Source organism: Desulfosporosinus burensis, from assembly GCF_054657535.1.
Window position 1 is genome coordinate 123,241 of record NZ_BAAHYN010000013.1, and the last position, 15,646, is coordinate 138,886.

General features: G+C 39.7%; 16 protein-coding genes. 6 read left to right on the top strand and 10 right to left on the bottom strand.

The features are described from left to right. Positions 1-96: 96 nt before the first annotated feature. The 3 genes from ACYQ3Q_RS21595 to ACYQ3Q_RS21605 form a co-directional block, all read right to left on the bottom strand. Complete coding sequence (locus ACYQ3Q_RS21595; RefSeq protein WP_459930559.1) at positions 97-1,590, bottom strand: Na+/H+ antiporter NhaC family protein; 1,494 nt, start codon at positions 1,588-1,590, stop codon at positions 97-99. Positions 1,591-1,671: 81 nt separating this feature from the next. Beyond that, the gene (locus tag ACYQ3Q_RS21600; protein ID WP_459930560.1) at positions 1,672-2,805 is read right to left on the bottom strand and encodes an aminotransferase class V-fold PLP-dependent enzyme; all 1,134 of its coding nucleotides are present in this window, start codon (positions 2,803-2,805) and stop codon (positions 1,672-1,674) included. A 69-nt stretch (positions 2,806-2,874) separates the two neighbouring features. Next, positions 2,875-3,912 carry a threonine aldolase family protein gene (locus ACYQ3Q_RS21605; RefSeq protein ID WP_459930561.1) on the bottom strand — a complete coding sequence of 346 codons (1,038 nt, stop codon included), beginning with the start codon at positions 3,910-3,912 and terminating at the stop codon, positions 2,875-2,877. Positions 3,913-4,064: 152 nt separating this feature from the next. Here ACYQ3Q_RS21605 and ACYQ3Q_RS21610 point away from each other — a divergent pair, with 152 nt between their 5' ends. Continuing rightward, a complete protein-coding gene (locus tag ACYQ3Q_RS21610) occupies positions 4,065-4,781 on the top strand; it encodes a Crp/Fnr family transcriptional regulator (RefSeq protein WP_459930562.1) in 717 nt (238 codons plus the stop codon). Positions 4,782-5,204: 423 nt separating this feature from the next. Then, the gene (locus ACYQ3Q_RS21615; RefSeq protein ID WP_459930563.1) at positions 5,205-5,462 is read left to right on the top strand and encodes a PEP-utilizing enzyme; all 258 of its coding nucleotides are present in this window, start codon (positions 5,205-5,207) and stop codon (positions 5,460-5,462) included. 46 nt (positions 5,463-5,508) lie between these two features. Here the strand turns inward: ACYQ3Q_RS21615 and ACYQ3Q_RS21620 are convergent, their stop codons facing one another. The 5 genes from ACYQ3Q_RS21620 to ACYQ3Q_RS21640 all read right to left on the bottom strand — a co-directional run bounded on the left by ACYQ3Q_RS21620 (position 5,509) and on the right by ACYQ3Q_RS21640 (position 7,894). After that, complete coding sequence (locus ACYQ3Q_RS21620) at positions 5,509-5,703, bottom strand: BRO-N domain-containing protein (protein ID WP_459930564.1); 195 nt, start codon at positions 5,701-5,703, stop codon at positions 5,509-5,511. Between the two features lie 23 nt (positions 5,704-5,726). Next, positions 5,727-5,849: a hypothetical protein gene (locus ACYQ3Q_RS21625; protein ID WP_459930613.1), complete on the bottom strand. Its 123-nt coding sequence runs from the start codon at positions 5,847-5,849 to the stop codon at positions 5,727-5,729. A gap of 22 nt (positions 5,850-5,871) precedes the next feature. Beyond that, complete coding sequence (locus ACYQ3Q_RS21630; RefSeq protein WP_459930565.1) at positions 5,872-6,081, bottom strand: CGGC domain-containing protein; 210 nt, start codon at positions 6,079-6,081, stop codon at positions 5,872-5,874. A gap of 44 nt (positions 6,082-6,125) precedes the next feature. Then, positions 6,126-7,241 (bottom strand): RtcB family protein, encoded by a 1,116-nt coding sequence (locus tag ACYQ3Q_RS21635; RefSeq protein ID WP_459930566.1) that lies wholly within the window; start codon positions 7,239-7,241, stop codon positions 6,126-6,128. A gap of 95 nt (positions 7,242-7,336) precedes the next feature. Next, complete coding sequence (locus ACYQ3Q_RS21640; protein ID WP_459930567.1) at positions 7,337-7,894, bottom strand: rhomboid family intramembrane serine protease; 558 nt, start codon at positions 7,892-7,894, stop codon at positions 7,337-7,339. A gap of 359 nt (positions 7,895-8,253) precedes the next feature. Here ACYQ3Q_RS21640 and ACYQ3Q_RS21645 point away from each other — a divergent pair, with 359 nt between their 5' ends. From ACYQ3Q_RS21645 to ACYQ3Q_RS21660, 4 genes are all read left to right on the top strand, one after another. Continuing rightward, positions 8,254-8,946, top strand: a complete 693-nt coding sequence (locus tag ACYQ3Q_RS21645) for a class I SAM-dependent methyltransferase (RefSeq protein ID WP_459930568.1) — start codon at positions 8,254-8,256, stop codon at positions 8,944-8,946. Between the two features lie 207 nt (positions 8,947-9,153). Further along, complete coding sequence (locus ACYQ3Q_RS21650; protein ID WP_459930569.1) at positions 9,154-9,957, top strand: hypothetical protein; 804 nt, start codon at positions 9,154-9,156, stop codon at positions 9,955-9,957. 12 nt (positions 9,958-9,969) lie between these two features. Then, complete coding sequence (locus tag ACYQ3Q_RS21655) at positions 9,970-11,094, top strand: ATP-binding protein (RefSeq protein WP_459930570.1); 1,125 nt, start codon at positions 9,970-9,972, stop codon at positions 11,092-11,094. Between the two features lie 6 nt (positions 11,095-11,100). After that, positions 11,101-12,573: a vWA domain-containing protein gene (locus tag ACYQ3Q_RS21660; RefSeq protein WP_459930571.1), complete on the top strand. Its 1,473-nt coding sequence runs from the start codon at positions 11,101-11,103 to the stop codon at positions 12,571-12,573. 897 nt (positions 12,574-13,470) lie between these two features. Here ACYQ3Q_RS21660 and ACYQ3Q_RS21665 read toward each other — a convergent pair. Together ACYQ3Q_RS21665 and ACYQ3Q_RS21670 are read right to left on the bottom strand one after the other, a co-directional pair. Then, positions 13,471-13,764: a zinc ribbon domain-containing protein gene (locus ACYQ3Q_RS21665; protein WP_459930572.1), complete on the bottom strand. Its 294-nt coding sequence runs from the start codon at positions 13,762-13,764 to the stop codon at positions 13,471-13,473. Between the two features lie 30 nt (positions 13,765-13,794). Continuing rightward, the gene (locus ACYQ3Q_RS21670) at positions 13,795-15,639 is read right to left on the bottom strand and encodes an MtaA/CmuA family methyltransferase (RefSeq protein ID WP_459930573.1); all 1,845 of its coding nucleotides are present in this window, start codon (positions 15,637-15,639) and stop codon (positions 13,795-13,797) included. Between the last annotated feature and the right edge of the window lie 7 nt (positions 15,640-15,646).

Genomic DNA, 15,646 nt, shown 5'->3' on the forward strand with positions numbered 1-15,646 from the left:
ACAGCCATCACCTTGGGCACATGGTTAAAATAATACTTTATTCTCACCAAACTATAAACTCACCTGATCTTAAGACGTTCATTTCCCACCAACAGCTCAAACACTTTTCATTCTTGAAGCAGAGCTTTTCGATCCTTGATTTGATTCAGCTATAGGCTCACCGTTCTCGCCTTCAAAGGCTCTACCCCAACCTGTAATGACAGAAAAAGAAAACACTAGAAATAACGTCATAGGGTGAAACGTTGATAAAGCTATTGTTATAGGATTAATGGTTTGAATAAAGGAGTAATCTTTTTGAAGTCCTTGTATAACAATCAGCACTATGAAAATAAAGGCACTAATAAATGGAACAATTATTGGAATTGTATTAGCAAAACCATCGATTAAATTTGCCCTTCTATAGGGGTGAAGATTAACTGCTCTGCCAACATCATTAGCAATAGGGCCAAACATAATGATCGCCGGACCAGTTGCAGACCCCATTGATAAGGATGACAGAATTATGCCGATCGCCAGACATATTTCTGCACCTCGAGGTGTTTTCGCTAAATCACTAGTAACGATCGCATTAACAAGTCTATCCATAGTACCACTGGCATTGAGTATCCCCACGATTCCAAATAAGGCAATACAGAATATGGAAGTCCCTACCATACCTTTAAAACCAGTATACAGAAAACCAGTTAATGCTCCATCCTTTACGCTTAAAACATCTTTAAACGTTAGTATTCCAAACCCCAGTGCAATAATTGTACCTGTAACTATACCCCAGGTTATAGCTGTAAAAATATCTTTTGTTTTAATAGCAACATATAAGAGTATTGCAACGGGTATCAGCATAATCAATCCCTTAGGGTCAGTATATTTTTGAAGTAGCTCTGTTGCACCAGTTCCAACATTTCCACCACCACCAAAGATTAAATAAAGCGCAGTTGCGGCAACGGCAGCTATCAATGAATACTTAAATCTCGAAGACACGACCCCACCAATATCAGCACTACCCTCTTTATTCTTATATCTTTGGGTTGCAGCTGAAGCGATGGTAGTGTCAGATATAGGGGCAAGATTGTCTCCAAAGATCGCACCACTTAAGATTGCACCGGCTAATAAGGCTGGATCAGCTCCAAGTAAGATGCCTGCAGGATAGAGAATCGGAAAAGCCGAGAACAGAGTTCCAATTGAGGTACCTGTTGCAGTTGCAATAATACAGGTAGTAACAAATGTAAAGGCTGTAAATACTCCACCCTTTAGTCCTATTTCATTACCTAACCAAACAAATCCCTCAGCAACTCCACTTTTGCCCATAAGTCCTGTAAAGATTCCTACGACCAATAGAATCATGATGAGTACACCAGTCATTGGATTTGATATACCCTCGAGTACAGAGTCCCAATATTTCTTCCAGTTTTTACTGAAAAAGCTTCCTGCAATGATCCCTACTACTCCACCCATAGCTAAAGCATCCATTTCAAATACCTTAAAGACAATGAAAAAAGCAATACAGAAAACGATAAAAATCGCCATGGGTATCAAGGACATTTTATAACCGCCGTGAAATTCAAGCTCATTATTAATCTTAATATAGACCATTCCTTTCTTCGCTCAAGCCACAATACGGTACAGACCGTTGCAGCTTAGCTTATTTAATTAGAAAGAATTATGAAATCTAGATTATCGAATCAAGTTAGTTAATAAGTCCATTGCGGTTGCTATATCTTCTTTAGTGTTGTAAAAGTGAGGCGCAATCCGTATTACGTTTTTTCTTGATGAAACAATCACTCCTTTCTCCTTCATTTTTTGTTCAACTTCCCCTGCATTCTCGACGTAGATTGCCGTGTTGGATCCCTTCTGCGCATGATTTGTCGGACTTATTATCTTCACTCCTTTCTCTTCAGCATATTGAATGGCAAAGGCAGACAATTCCTTAAGATAAGGAGCGATGCGTTCCATTCCTACTTCAAGAATGAAACGAAGCGCTGCCCGTGCCGCATAGGCATTGATCATCGGAGCAGTACCGGAATCAAACCTCCGTGCTCCTGCTGCATACTCTAGATGAGTAACATCAAACAGAAATGGATTCGATTGACCAAACCAGCCAGTGATCCGAGGCTCCAATTGATCGGCAATCTCTCGTTTGATATAGAGAAAGGCGATCCCTGGTATCCCCAATAGATACTTCTGTAAACCGGTGGCTAAGAAATCTATGTCCATCTCCCTTACATCCAACAAAACATTTCCCACCGACTGATATGCATCTACAAATAGATAAGAACCCTTGCGATGAACGATTTCGGCAATCTGCTTCACATCCTGTTGGAAACCGTTGTAATAGGTCACTTGTGGTATCGAGGTAAGCAACGTGTTTTCATCGACCATACTTTCATATTTTTCTAAAGGAATTTGATTGTTCTCTGATGCAATAAACTCAAGTTTGGCTCCCCTCGCCTGCTGTGATAACCAGACATGGCCAATGCAAGGAAAATCCATCTCCGTAACCACCACTTTGTTGCGTTGATCAAAGCTTAAACTAGTGGCAATTGACGAGGCGGCGTGGGATACGGACGATACCACTGCGATTTCATTGATATCCGCATTAATTAGCGTCGCAAAATCAGCGCGTGCTTCCTCGACAGTATCCACCCATGCAACCCACTCCATCCCATGTTCTTCCCAGGTCGCCATATACTCCTGTACCGCTTTTTGAACTGGATCGCTTAAGGCGCTCTGAGAACAGGAGGATAGCTGAATCTGATTTTTCAAGATTGGGAAGCGCTTTCTGAACTCTGTAAATGGATACTGCTGCATATTTCAACACTCCTCGTATTTACTCTACTAAGATTAAACGCCCTAAATGACAAGCCTCTCCTAAGAAATTCATTCCTCACTAAGTAACAACTTCATGGTGTTCAAAACATAATTTATATCTTCTTCTGTCACCCAATAGTTCGTGACAAAACGTATATAGTCGCCTTCTCGTCCGTCATTGGCGTTGATTCCCCTTGCTAATAAAGCCTCAATGACACTTGACTGACTTTTGCCGGTCTGAGCAATATTCGCAAAAACCATATTAATTTGAACGCGAGACAACTCCACGGTTACACCCTTAATCAGGCTTAAACCATGCGCCAACAGCTGGGCATGCCGATGATCCACTTCTTGCCTTTCCGTCATTTTCTCTAAGGCCACGATACCGGCTGCTGCAAGAAAACCTGCTTGGCGAAGTCCGCCCCCTAGCATTTTGCGGTATTTACGGGCTCTGTGAATGAACTCTTTACTCCCTGCCAAGATCGAGCCGACTGGGGCACATAAACCTTTTGATAGGCAAAACATCACTGAATCACAATACCTCGTTAGATCCTTGGCCTTGCCCGCCAGAGCGGCAGCAGCATTGAACAACCTCGCTCCATCGAGATGTATTGGAATTCCATGACTCGAAGCAAGCTCATAGAGCTTTTTCATGTCTTCTAAGGTATGTACTGTCCCTTCAGATGTGGCATTTTCTAGACATATTAATCCTGTTGTCGGAAAATGAACATTACTTCCTCTAATCAGGTTTTCAACCTCAGAAAGTTTGAGTTTACCATCGACCGTTCCGGCTGTTCTGATCGTAACACCCGATAAGGCCGCTGCAGCGCCAACCTCTGCTTGGATGATATGGCTACAGTCCGCAGCAATAACCTCATCTCCCCTTTTTGTATGCGTCATAATGGCCACTTGATTACCCATGGTTCCACTTGCCACAAAAAGGGCGGCTTCTTTATTAACCATTCGCCTGGCTAAGGATTCTAACTTATTGACTGTTTTGTCTTCACCATATACATCATCACCCACTTCAGCCTGAAACATAGCTAGTCTCATCTCATCGGTTGGTTGAGTTATGGTATCACTCCGTAAGTCGATATATTTCAGCATAAATTTCACCCCCATTCAATACAATCTTCTAACGAGTTCTAAGACTGTATTACGTATGATTATAATGTGATGTCTATTTTTATTCTGTAAAGTATGCTACAATTTTAATAAATTAATTTAATATTCAGAATATAACGAAGGGAGGTGCAAACTTGAAAAAAAGCCCACTTTTAGAAAGTGAAATTTTTAGTCAACCTCTTTTTTTGAACTCTCCTTGGTTAGCTTGTAATATTGATTGGAGTGTTCTAAAACAAATTGGTATAAGGAAACACTTTAAAAAGAATGCCATTATATATTCCGATATTGAGCCTTCACAATGTATTTACTATATATCTCAAGGTAGAGTGCGTACCTCGGTTTTTACCGAGGCTGGCGAGGAAAAAATCATAATGGTAGTTGATGAAGGCAATATTATTGACATGATTTCAGCCATCGATGGTTTACCAAATTATTTAGTATCAACTGCAGTGACAGAAAGTATCTTATACAGAGTCGAAAAAGAGGTTTTTCTTAAACTTGTCCATGAAGACATAAAAATTAGCAATAAAGTAATTTCAGATTTAACCAGTAAAATGAGAATTCTGATTACCCAGATTGAGGATTTAACGTTTATGACGTCGACTGCTCGAATCGCCAAATGCCTATATCGCTTATCTCACGAGTACGGGAGACCCTTCAATGATGGTATAAAATTAAACATAAAATTCACTCACCAGGAAATGGCGATTTATGCTGGAACTTGCAGGGTTACCGCTTCAAATATCTTGAGAAATATGGAGAAGGCTGGCATCATAAAAAGAAATGATGGATACGTAATCATTAAAGATATCATAATGCTTAAATTCTATATAGAAAGCAATTACGGATGATACCCCTCTAATAAGAACAAAGATAGAACGCCTCAGTGGCTACAGAGTCTCCACTTGGGCGTTCTATCTTTTTGGTACATTGTTTTTTAGCTTTCTATCCTCTTTTTGCTTGATCAACTGTTTTGAGAAGGTGACGGCCAATCTCAATGGCGCCGGCAAGGAGCGGCAAAACGTTTTCCATCACCATCCCCGATCCGAGGGAAGACCTGGATAAGGCTGAGGCCGAATTTTTCTTACTGTCATATGGCTCAGCCTGTGTCAAGTAAAAACTAAAAAAAAAGACCAATCACAAATATAATGATTGATCCTATTTTAATGGCATTAATCGATGTAATTCCCGTTCATTGACCGAACTTGTGGTTTATCGGGCACTCCAGGGTTTGGGTGCTGGCGCTATAGCACGAGCAGCTATTGCTTTCATTAGTGACCTATTCCCTATCGAACAGCGGGGTAAAATGTTGCATTCTAGTTTGTCCTTATACCGATCCTACATGGACTCCTTTATTTGGTATGGTGGCAGCAGTGGTAGCGGATACCGGTGGACCATTATCCCATGCCGCTATTGTAGCGAGAGAATATAGTATACCCGCTGTTTTAGGCACGAAGGTGGGAACGAAATTTTTCCAAGAAGACGAGGTTATTCTTGTAAATGGTGAGGACGGTTCAGTGCATCGAATTTAGTAGTAAATTGTCTGTCTGATTGACTTAATGTGAACCTGTTCGTATATTAACCTTTCATTTTCAACTGTCCGATTTTTTCGGACAGTTGACTCCCTTCAAAAATAAGCTTTGATTTCAGGTCATTCCAATATTTTCGAGGCCGATTGGTTCCAGTTAAAACTTCAATAACATCAATAATTGAGAAAAACCATTTTTCTTGTTCTTCATGCCATAGAACTCGAACTCTCTTATCTTCAAACAATTTAATCGCATTCTCTGTTTTCGTTATTGCTGTCTTTCATCAAAATAAAAAGATGCATTAATCCCATCAATTTGGCAGGATAAATGCACCTCTCTTTTCATTATCATGTTAATAGATGTGTCAATATCGGCTATATATTGTGACATACCCTCTAAAATCCCCAAAAATCTATGTGCTTTTGATTACAGATTCTAACCCGGCTTGAATCATGTTTTTAATCTTACGATTTAAATCACCGCCAGTGTGAGTAAACGTTAGTATTTCCAGTTCCTCATCATATCTGGCAAAGGAATCCTTTCTTTGAAAAAAAGCATTAAGGCAGCCCTTTCCCGTACAAATCTGCAGGGTTTCTTCTCGTACTAAAATCCCAATCTTCATAAAATACATCCTTAACCATTATACTGCTTTTTGAATTGATAAGATTAATCTCCACCCGCCTTAAAGTTATAGATCGGCTTTATTACTTTTACGATATCTGCCGTCGGCCCAATATTATTTACGATGTCATCCATAGCCTTATAAGCCATCGGACACTCATCCAAGGTTTCTTTATTGATAGATGTCGTATAAATATCTTTCATCTGTTTCTTAAATTCCGACACAGTAAAGCTTTGTTTTGCCTTGCTTCTACTCATGAGTCTACCGGCACCATGGGGAGCTGAGCAGTTCCAGTCCTCATTACCTTTCCCAACACAGATAAGGCTGCCATCCCTCATATTGATAGGAATTAGGAGCTTCTCTCCTTTCTTTGCAGAAACCGCGCCTTTTCGTAAAATCATCGTATCGGTATCAATGTAATTATGAGTTGTGGTGAATTGCTCTATTACATCTAACTTCATGCCTTTTACGATCTCAGTAATCATCGCTTTACGGTTTATCTCAGCAAAACGCTGGACTATTTTCATATCATGAATATAGTCTTCAAATAGAGTGCCCGTTACATAGGCAAGAGGAAACGGAATATCTGTCAGAATCTGATTTTTGAATTCCTGCTTATACCCAGCTTCCTGGTAGTATTTGGCCACCTCAAGTCCTAAGTGACGGCTGCCTGAGTGAACGACAACGTACAAGCAGCCTTCCTCATCCTTATTAACTTCAATAAAATGATTGCCGCCTCCTAATGTCCCGATACTTTTTTCTGCTCTGTCCAGTTGTATTGCCTTGAAACAGCGAAGCTGTTTTAAGGCAATTTGTTCGTTATAATGATGTGGTTTCTTCCGCACCTCAAAGCCTGACGGTATTTTTTCATAAATCAACTTATCTAGCTTTTGCAATTCCAGATGTGCATTGCTGATTAAGATAGTTTCCATACCACAACCGATATCAACGCCAACTAAATTGGGAACCACCTTGTCCGTAATGGTCATGGTGGTCCCAATCGTACAACCTGCCCCGGCATGAACGTCCGGCATGATCCGAATTTTGCTATCTTTTACAAACTCCTGATTGCAAAGGGTTTCAATTTGAGAAGCAGCGCCTTCTTCTAGAACCTCTGTATACACCTTGGCTATATTATGTTTTCCTTTAATTTTTAACATGATTTACCGTCCATTCTTAATTTCAAAAATAGTCTTCAACCGCCATGGGATCACTCTCCAAAATGAGCTGGAATTATAAAGTTTATTTATGCACGTCAGCGTAGAAGACCAAAGGCGGCACCGCAGACTCCTCCTAAAATATGAGATATATGAGCTATTCCATCTTTCGATCCAACACTTAATATCTCGCCCCCAAGATAAATAATTATCACCAATACGAGGGTGAGTGGGATTTTCCCATCCTTCATGCCTGCAACTGATGATAGGACTATCATCATAAATACAATACCACTCGCACCCAGTAATACAGTACTCGAAAATAAAATGACATGAAATAATCCAGACACCAATGCAGTGATTGCAATCATTATTAAAAAAGATTGAGATTTATATTTTTCTTCAAGTATGGGACCCAACACCAGAAATAGTACCATATTGCTGGTGTAATGGCTCCAATCCGCATGGCCAAGCACATGACCAAACAATCTGAAGTAAGTCAAAGGATCGGTCCAAGATGATCGATATACACCAAAAAGCAAATTTGTAGTTAGTCCGTCTGTTATATAGCCTAACAGCAATATAACCAAGGAAACAAACGTAAATGTCAGTGTTACCGGTGAATTATATTGGAGTTTTCCCCAAAATTCTTTCATATATTTCGTCCCCTCCTTATTCTATTAAAATCTTTCTTTCCGTTGTTGAGTCGGTTCAGATCAACTATAAACCTATATTTGATCACAAAAAATTACACTCAGGAAATAGATTCCCCTGCATTTCCTATCATATCATATAATCCCCACTGATTCGGTGCGTAAATTTGGTGTTTCTGAAACAGTGTTCCGCATCGTTGGAAATTCGAGTTATTCAGCATCTCCCCCACTTGTCACATTTTCTAGCAAATTCCTGCCTATATTATCGAACTTTAAGGAAAGATGAAGAAGGAATTAAAAAGCAAAAAGTAGAAAGTTACACTTGATAAAAATAGGAAATAGGAACACGAGGGTGATTGCGAATGAACGATGCACTTTTTGACCACGTTGCTGTACATTATGATTCCTGGTATGATACAGAGCTTGGATCAGTCTCTGATCAAGTTGAACGTCACCTGGCCCAGTCCATGTTTAAGGCACCGGGTCCCAAGGTTCTTGAGATCGGCTGTGGTACCGGACAATATACCAGCTGGCTTGTGCAAGAGGGATATGAGGTCACTGCTGTCGATATTTCCGGTGAAATGATGGCTCTGGCCCAAAAGAAACTAGCGGCCATTGAGGAAAACACCTCTAAAGTTAAGCCTGTTCACTGGTGGCATGCAGATATTACAGCAATTCTGGATCAACTGGAAACCTATGATGGGATTTTTTCCATGACCGCCTTTGAATTCGTACCTGAACCGGAAAACGTCTTGCAAAAACTTTTTAGTCATTTAAAGCCCGGGGGCTGTTTGATGATCGGACTCATCGCCGGCATGAGTGCCTGGAGTGAATACTATGCGGAGGCAGCTCGTAACAACCCCACTTCTGTCTTCGCCCGTGCTGCTCTTTATACCAAAGCGGAAATAGGTTCCTGGCAAATCGGTGTACCTGCCGAAATTGGAGAATGTCTTTTCTTCCCGCCGAATGTTCAAACAACAGCTGAGGCCCTTTCTCTCGAGGAGAAAAGAGAAGGAAATCCTGGGTTTGTGGTGGCCAAGTGGGTAAAGGGCTGAGGAAATTGCCGAGTCAAGTTTCAAAAAAGGAAGTTCAGTCATACTGGGCTTCTTATTGTATCAATTGTTAAGATGGGGTAAAGGCCTGCATTTATAGACCCTTTTGTTATCCAGTCGGTGGTATAATCATACTGTGTAAATTAACTTAGAAAATATATCAATTAACCGAAGTAATACTAAAAATAATCACAGAAGGAACGTAACCTTATGGAAAAGTCAAAACTTATTGCAATGATCAAGACTAATCCCAATGCCATAGCCTATATCCCTAATCCCCCGGATGAGATAAAGTTATTGGCTGTTCAAAAAAATGGACTTACGTTAAAATATATTGATAATCCAACCAGAGAGATGCAAGAATTAGCTCTAGACAATAATGGCCGAGCAATTCAATTTATAGATGACCCTACAGAAGATATGATGATCAAAGCGATCAATGATGGCTGGGTTAATTTAGAGTATCTTAAAAATCCAAGCGATCAGATAATCAAATTAGCGATCAATCAAGCCGGCTGGGCTATTAAATATGTTAAGAATCCAAGTGAGGAATTGCAATTATTAGCTGTAGGAAAAAATTACGATTCAATAAAATTTATTAAAGAACCTTGCGCAAGTGTCCAGGAAGAGGCTGCAAAAATCAGTTATGATGCCTTAAGATATATCAATTCTCCTACACATCATGCCGAGCTTCTAGCGATCAAGAATAATGAGAGGGCTATTACCTTTATCAAGGATTTAGATAAACATAAAATCTTAGAATTTTTGAAAGTCAATATTTTAGTGATTAAATATCTTATGAACGAAATCTCTAAAGATGAATTAGAACACGTGTTAAAGGAATCCTTAGCCAATGAAGATGTTGAAGAAAAATATGTCAGAGACTTTTTAAATTGCAGTTATATCAATCAAAACAGCGACCTTATGCCCATCGACAAGATCATGTTTATTTATCAATATGGCAGTAAAAAGGCGAAAAAAATAGCTGTCGATGAAAAGCTGAAGATGCTATAGGAGTGAGACATCATGAATTTTACAGACACCTTAAAAAGTGTTGACTTAGTACTATGGACTGGAGAAGTCCCCTTAATCGTTGGTGAAAGCGGAATCGGCAAAACAGCGTTAGCCCAGGAAATTGCTCAAGACAATAAGTGGAGTTTAATCGTTATCAATGGGAATCTCCTTAAAGAAGGTGAAATAGGCGGTCTGCCAACGATCGAAGCTTATGCAGTCAATTATAAAGAAGGTCAGGTTGAAAAGAAAACCACAGTATATGCCGTTCATCATAAGCTCAGGGAAATTGATGAAGAAATATCTCAAGGAAAAACCGTTCTTTTATTTATAGACGAGATCAATCGCTGTGAACATACCGTCCAGCAGGAACTTATGAATTTAATCTTAAATCGAGAAATCAATGGCTATAAATTACATGAAGGTGTAAAAATATTAGCCGCTATGAATCCTTCCAGTAAATATAGTTCGGATTTTGATTACCAAGTTGTCGATATGGATGCCGCCCAAGAAAATAGATTTGTCTGGCTATCTATGGAGCCTGATTATAATCAGTGGATAGATTGGGCCATCGAGGCCGGAATTGAGCAAAAGGTTATCGAGTTTATCTCCACCTTCCCCGATTATTTGCATAAGATCAACGAAGACGATCTAAGAGCAACTCCCAGAAGCTATGAGCGAATTTCCAGCAGTTATAAAATTTATAAGGAGAAAAAAGATTCCATACCTCGCTCCGTGTTTTTAAATGTTGTCAAAGGAAATGTCGGGCGATTAATAGCCGAAGAGTTTGTGAGCTTTGTGGAATCCGATTATCGTTCCCTCATATCTTATCAAGATGTTTTTTCAGGAAATTCTCTTCACGAATCGATCAGAGAAAGAGTAAAAAACGAAAGCCATACCAGGCTTTATCTATCCGCCAAGAATATTCTCAAAAACTTAGAAGCAAATATCTTAAATTATAGGCATGATTCAAGTTTTTATATGGAGAGGCTGATTGAGTTTTTGAAACTATATCCTGTGGATTTAAAGATAGGACTCATGAAGGATATTAAAAACAGTTATCCTGAAGTATACAAACACGCCCTAGAGAATGAAGCGTTTATCGAATCATATTTTGAATCTTATCGTTTAATCAGGTGATAAGCTATGGAAACTTTTTTTGATAACCAAGTTCAAGGGCTTTACGAAAAAGCAGATATCATTATCAATAATTATCTAAAAGCAAAACGCAAAGATGAACATTCCAAGCTTAATATACCCAAAGAGTTTAAAGAAGAGTTTTTTAGCCTTGTCGATCAAGTTAATCTAAGCCTTATGGAAGACAACGATAATTTCTATGGCTATTTTTTGATGCAAATGTCCAGAGAAATACGCTTTGATATCAGCAGCCCTACTGCTGTGAATTTTAAAGGGGCTAAGTATGTTATCTATTTTAACCCCATCATTTTTTTAAATCTTAATCTAAAACAAATGGAAAGTACGATTAAACACGAAATACTCCATATAGTATCCATGCATTTAATAAGGGCAAAGGAATTTAAGGCTGACTACAGCACATTAGCCATCAATATGGCCATGAATATCGTCGTCAATACCTATTTAGATCATCTACCCCCCTATGCTGTTACCTTAGAATGGGTAAATTTAAATTATTCTTTAAAACTCCTGCCCTTTAAACCTTTTGAATATTATCTAGAAGAGATCCAAACTGCCCTGGACTTACTGGAAGCAGATAAGGATGCAGCCGATGAAAGTGATACAGATGACTCCCATGATGATAGCAAAGATAAAGCCGATGCTGCTAACGATGATGCCACTGATCGTGATCAGGACGAAACCATAGAAACCGATTATAATCCTGAAAAAGCCCATGACATATGGGCAGATTCCAGTGATATCGATGAAAAAACTCTTCAAGAATTTACTGAGAAGTTTATTGATAATGCTCAAAAAGGCAGCATTCCAAATTATTTAGAAAGTATGATCTCATCCCTTAAACATAGCAAGGGTGAACTGCCTTGGAATTTATATCTTAAGAGGTTGATGGGAACTGTTGAAAGTAATAACAAGAAGACGATCACCAGAAGAAATAGAAGACAGCCCGATAGATTGGATTTAAGAGGTCAACTTAGGAGTCATAAAGCAAACATTGTTGTTGCCCTTGACATCAGTGGAAGCATTAGTGATCAAGAATTTAATCAAGCCATTAAAGAAGTACTCGCTATCGTTAAAAATTATAATCATGAAATTACTATTGTAGAATGTGACAGTGAAATCAGACGTGTGTATAACGTCAAATCTGTAAAGGATATCAAAGAAAGAATTAATATCAGAGGCGGCACCAGATTTACCCCAGTTTTTGAGTATGCCAATCATCATAAGGTTAATTTGTTAGTCTATTTTACGGATGGCAAAGGTGAAGAAAAGCTTCTAACCAAACCTAAGGGGTATAAAACCTTATGGGTTATTTCCGGGAGAGGAGATAAGCTTTCATTAAAAGAGCCTTATGGGGCAGTTAAAAAGCTAAAGAATATTGTAATGAAAGATGATTCACTAAATATGAGTGATGTTAAAAGAGATGGATATTCAATGCAAGACCAGGAAAGTATGAATATTTGATGCCCCAAACCCCTTGATACCAGGTTATTTCCTCTCTATCAACACCACGGTCTCAACGTGCGTTGATGTTACTTCATTGTATAAGTATTACCTGCGGTAACTGACAAAACTTCCGCATATTTTAAAACCCCTACACTTCAAGAGAGCAGGGGGAGAGCGAATTGCTTGTATCTTACCTCAGTGCAAAATCATATTTCTGGATAAAATACGCAACTACGATATAAAAACAAAGTCAACCTGACCCGATGATAGCATTCCCTTAACATTTCTGGTTCAACACCAGGGTCACTACTGTCGTAAACCTTGATGTGTTCTTTTAAGTTGTCAGGCAGCAGATCCCACCGTAAAACCTTAAATCCTGATGGTACAGGACGATTCACCCATTCCTCCCGCGCCAGGGACATCACATCCAAGTGGTGCAGTTCCGACGTGCAATTTCGATGTCACTTTTCAAGTTATTAACTCCCCTTCTAGTATATTGACAAATGTTAACCACCCGATACAACTAATTAAATCTTAAACGACACTTCAATAACTAACCTTTAAACCGGATAGTACTAACAAAACTGACTTCATGCTAAGATTTGGTCATTAAGACCCTTGCGATACTGTTTTTTATTAATTTGAAATAGCTACCCGACCTAATGAGGTAGTTGAAACATATAGGGAACCAATCATTACCTTATCGGTCGGGTTTAACGATTCGCCCGGAGAAATGATGATAACCTCTATCTTCCAGTCCCTTAAAAGGCCTAACATCACCTACAATCATAGTGATGTAGGCCTTCATTTCCTTCACGTTCTAATGATAATGAAGTGGAGTTTTCTCCAAAACGAACTGTCGATTAAGTGAGACTGAGATTTTTTCATATGAAAGGTGGACAAAGGAACCTGTTTTTATTGGTCATTAACCCTTATCGCTTCATCAATCTGTTTTTGAAATGGATTGGGTTTCGTTTGCCTTATTGCTGCACAACGACAATGATGAGAATGACCGCAAAGCTTTGCTTTTATCTGGCTATTTTTTAGCTCAACTCGTTTGGAGCTAATAATATGGAACATGTGCACCTGTGCTGCTTTGAGCACTCCTCCACAATGGACACATAGGAATTCCAGACCTTTTTTGGTTTCAGAATCAATCAGCACTTCATGACTTGCACCACAAACACAAGTAAAGTTATAAAACGGCATAATTAACCCCCATAGCCTCATATTACGGACTTATGCGGTTGCTACAACGCGCTCCCTGACTAGTGAAACAGCGGCGTTAGCATCAGAACCATAAGTGGTACCAATTTGTTCGGCTATCTTTTCATTCATTGCTGCGCCACCCGTCATTACCAGGTACTTCTCTCTCTTACCTTGCTCACTTAGCATTTTAGTGACCTTTTCTGCATAATTGACTGATGAATTAGTCATAACCGATATGCCGATAGCCACAGCATTATTTGCTTCCGCTGCTTCAATAAACTGTTCGGGAGTAACGTTCTTACCAAGATCTATCACTTTGAATCCATTTGCTTTCAACATGAGAACTACGAGGTTTTTACCGATGTCTTGGGTGTTGCCACGTATCAAACCCATGACAACAGTTTCTTTATTTCCTTCACCTGCGCCTGATGCTTCCAACAGTGGGATAAGAATTGGCATAGCTTTTTCCATAGTCTTAGCGGATTTGAGCATATCAGTGATAAAACGCTCGTTTCGCTCGTAAAGGTCGCCAACCATTTTCATTCCCAATGACAAACCATCAAATATTATTTGTTGTGGAGTTATGCCCAAGTCCAACCCTTGCTTGGTTAACTCAACTACCTTGTCACCGTCATATTCTGTTATCGCATCTGCTAGTTTGAAAAGGATCTCTGCCTCAGGGGTTTTTTGAGTCTGAGTCTTATTGATGCCCATTCTGACTTGTTGATCGTTTTCAGTAGATATTTTGCGCATGCCCGGATGCTTTGGCTGCCCAGCTAAATAAACATCGCTTAAATCACCCAGCGCGTCAATGTCTATCGGGTACTTGATTGATGCACAAGTGTCAATCAGGGCCCGCATATTTTCTTCTGGTACGGTCCAGTCAATATCACAACCAGGCATACAAATAAACCCGCCATTATACCCTACTTCTACAGCAAGCTTCTTAACCTCCCTAGCAACATCTTCAGGGGTGCCATGGGTCAAGGTCGAATATGGACTAAGTGTACCCATTAATGACATTTTGTCACCGATGGCCCGTTTGGTAAGATCAGCACCAGGGTACAGATCTCCGTTGAAATTGATGCTTCCATTGGAGGCAATGTCATTCCAGATGGGTTGAGTAAATGTACATGTATGAGTAAACCCTATACCCCCTATTTCATTGATGTACTCAAATAACCTCTTTTGATACGGCAAACCAAATTCGCGATAAATTTCAGGTGGTATTACATCAGACGAACAAAATGGGTCAAGTATATTGCAAACATCCATACCAGCTTCAAACATCATACGACAAATGTTTTTACAGACATCCAGACTTAACTCGATAATCTCTTTGGCATAATCGGGGTCATCCGCAAGATAGGAGAAAAATTCATCCGTACCTGTAACCAGCTGAGCAGTCGTAATTGGACCGCCGACCGGAGTAGCCAACGCATGAGTATCTTTCCAACCTTCCTTAATAAAGGTTCGAATCTCTTCTTGTATCGCTCTTAAACGGCCCTTTTCCGGATCGAAGCCCTTGCGTAAATAGTTACCTTTGAGACGGTAAAACGCCTCTTTTGTCGGTGCTGGGTGTGTAACAAGTGAAGGTTGAGCATAGGGAAGGTAGTCTAGTACGGCGCCAAGATTTTCAACAGGTGTAAATAGGTCGGTGCCGGCGATTAAAACATCTCCGCCAAATTTTTGATGTGCTTTAATCTTGGCCTTTGCCATGGCTACACCATCGAGTAAGACCTCATTAACTTTTACTCCACCCTCACGAATTCCCCGTGTCATCAACAAAGGGGTTACAGGCAACTGATCTGGCAATCCCTGCATGGTAACTGCAGCAAAAACTCTTTCTCGGCTGGTCATCTTTGATGTACTCAATTCATTC

What these genes read in the sequence shown, in the direction of transcription:
- ACYQ3Q_RS21595 (WP_459930559.1), bottom strand. Translation starts at nt 1,590, where the DNA reads ATGGTCTATATTAAGATTAATAATGAGCTTGAATTTCACGGCGGTTAT.
- ACYQ3Q_RS21600 (WP_459930560.1), bottom strand. Translation starts at nt 2,805, where the DNA reads ATGCAGCAGTATCCATTTACAGAGTTCAGAAAGCGCTTCCCAATCTTG.
- ACYQ3Q_RS21605 (WP_459930561.1), bottom strand. Translation starts at nt 3,912, where the DNA reads ATGCTGAAATATATCGACTTACGGAGTGATACCATAACTCAACCAACC.
- ACYQ3Q_RS21625 (WP_459930613.1), bottom strand. Translation starts at nt 5,849, where the DNA reads ATGTCACAATATATAGCCGATATTGACACATCTATTAACATGATAATG.
- ACYQ3Q_RS21630 (WP_459930565.1), bottom strand. Translation starts at nt 6,081, where the DNA reads ATGAAGATTGGGATTTTAGTACGAGAAGAAACCCTGCAGATTTGTACG.
- ACYQ3Q_RS21635 (WP_459930566.1), bottom strand. Translation starts at nt 7,241, where the DNA reads ATGTTAAAAATTAAAGGAAAACATAATATAGCCAAGGTGTATACAGAG.
- ACYQ3Q_RS21640 (WP_459930567.1), bottom strand. Translation starts at nt 7,894, where the DNA reads ATGAAAGAATTTTGGGGAAAACTCCAATATAATTCACCGGTAACACTG.
- ACYQ3Q_RS21645 (WP_459930568.1), top strand. Translation starts at nt 8,254, where the DNA reads ATGAACGATGCACTTTTTGACCACGTTGCTGTACATTATGATTCCTGG.
- ACYQ3Q_RS21650 (WP_459930569.1), top strand. Translation starts at nt 9,154, where the DNA reads ATGGAAAAGTCAAAACTTATTGCAATGATCAAGACTAATCCCAATGCC.
- ACYQ3Q_RS21655 (WP_459930570.1), top strand. Translation starts at nt 9,970, where the DNA reads ATGAATTTTACAGACACCTTAAAAAGTGTTGACTTAGTACTATGGACT.
- ACYQ3Q_RS21660 (WP_459930571.1), top strand. Translation starts at nt 11,101, where the DNA reads ATGGAAACTTTTTTTGATAACCAAGTTCAAGGGCTTTACGAAAAAGCA.
- ACYQ3Q_RS21665 (WP_459930572.1), bottom strand. Translation starts at nt 13,764, where the DNA reads ATGCCGTTTTATAACTTTACTTGTGTTTGTGGTGCAAGTCATGAAGTG.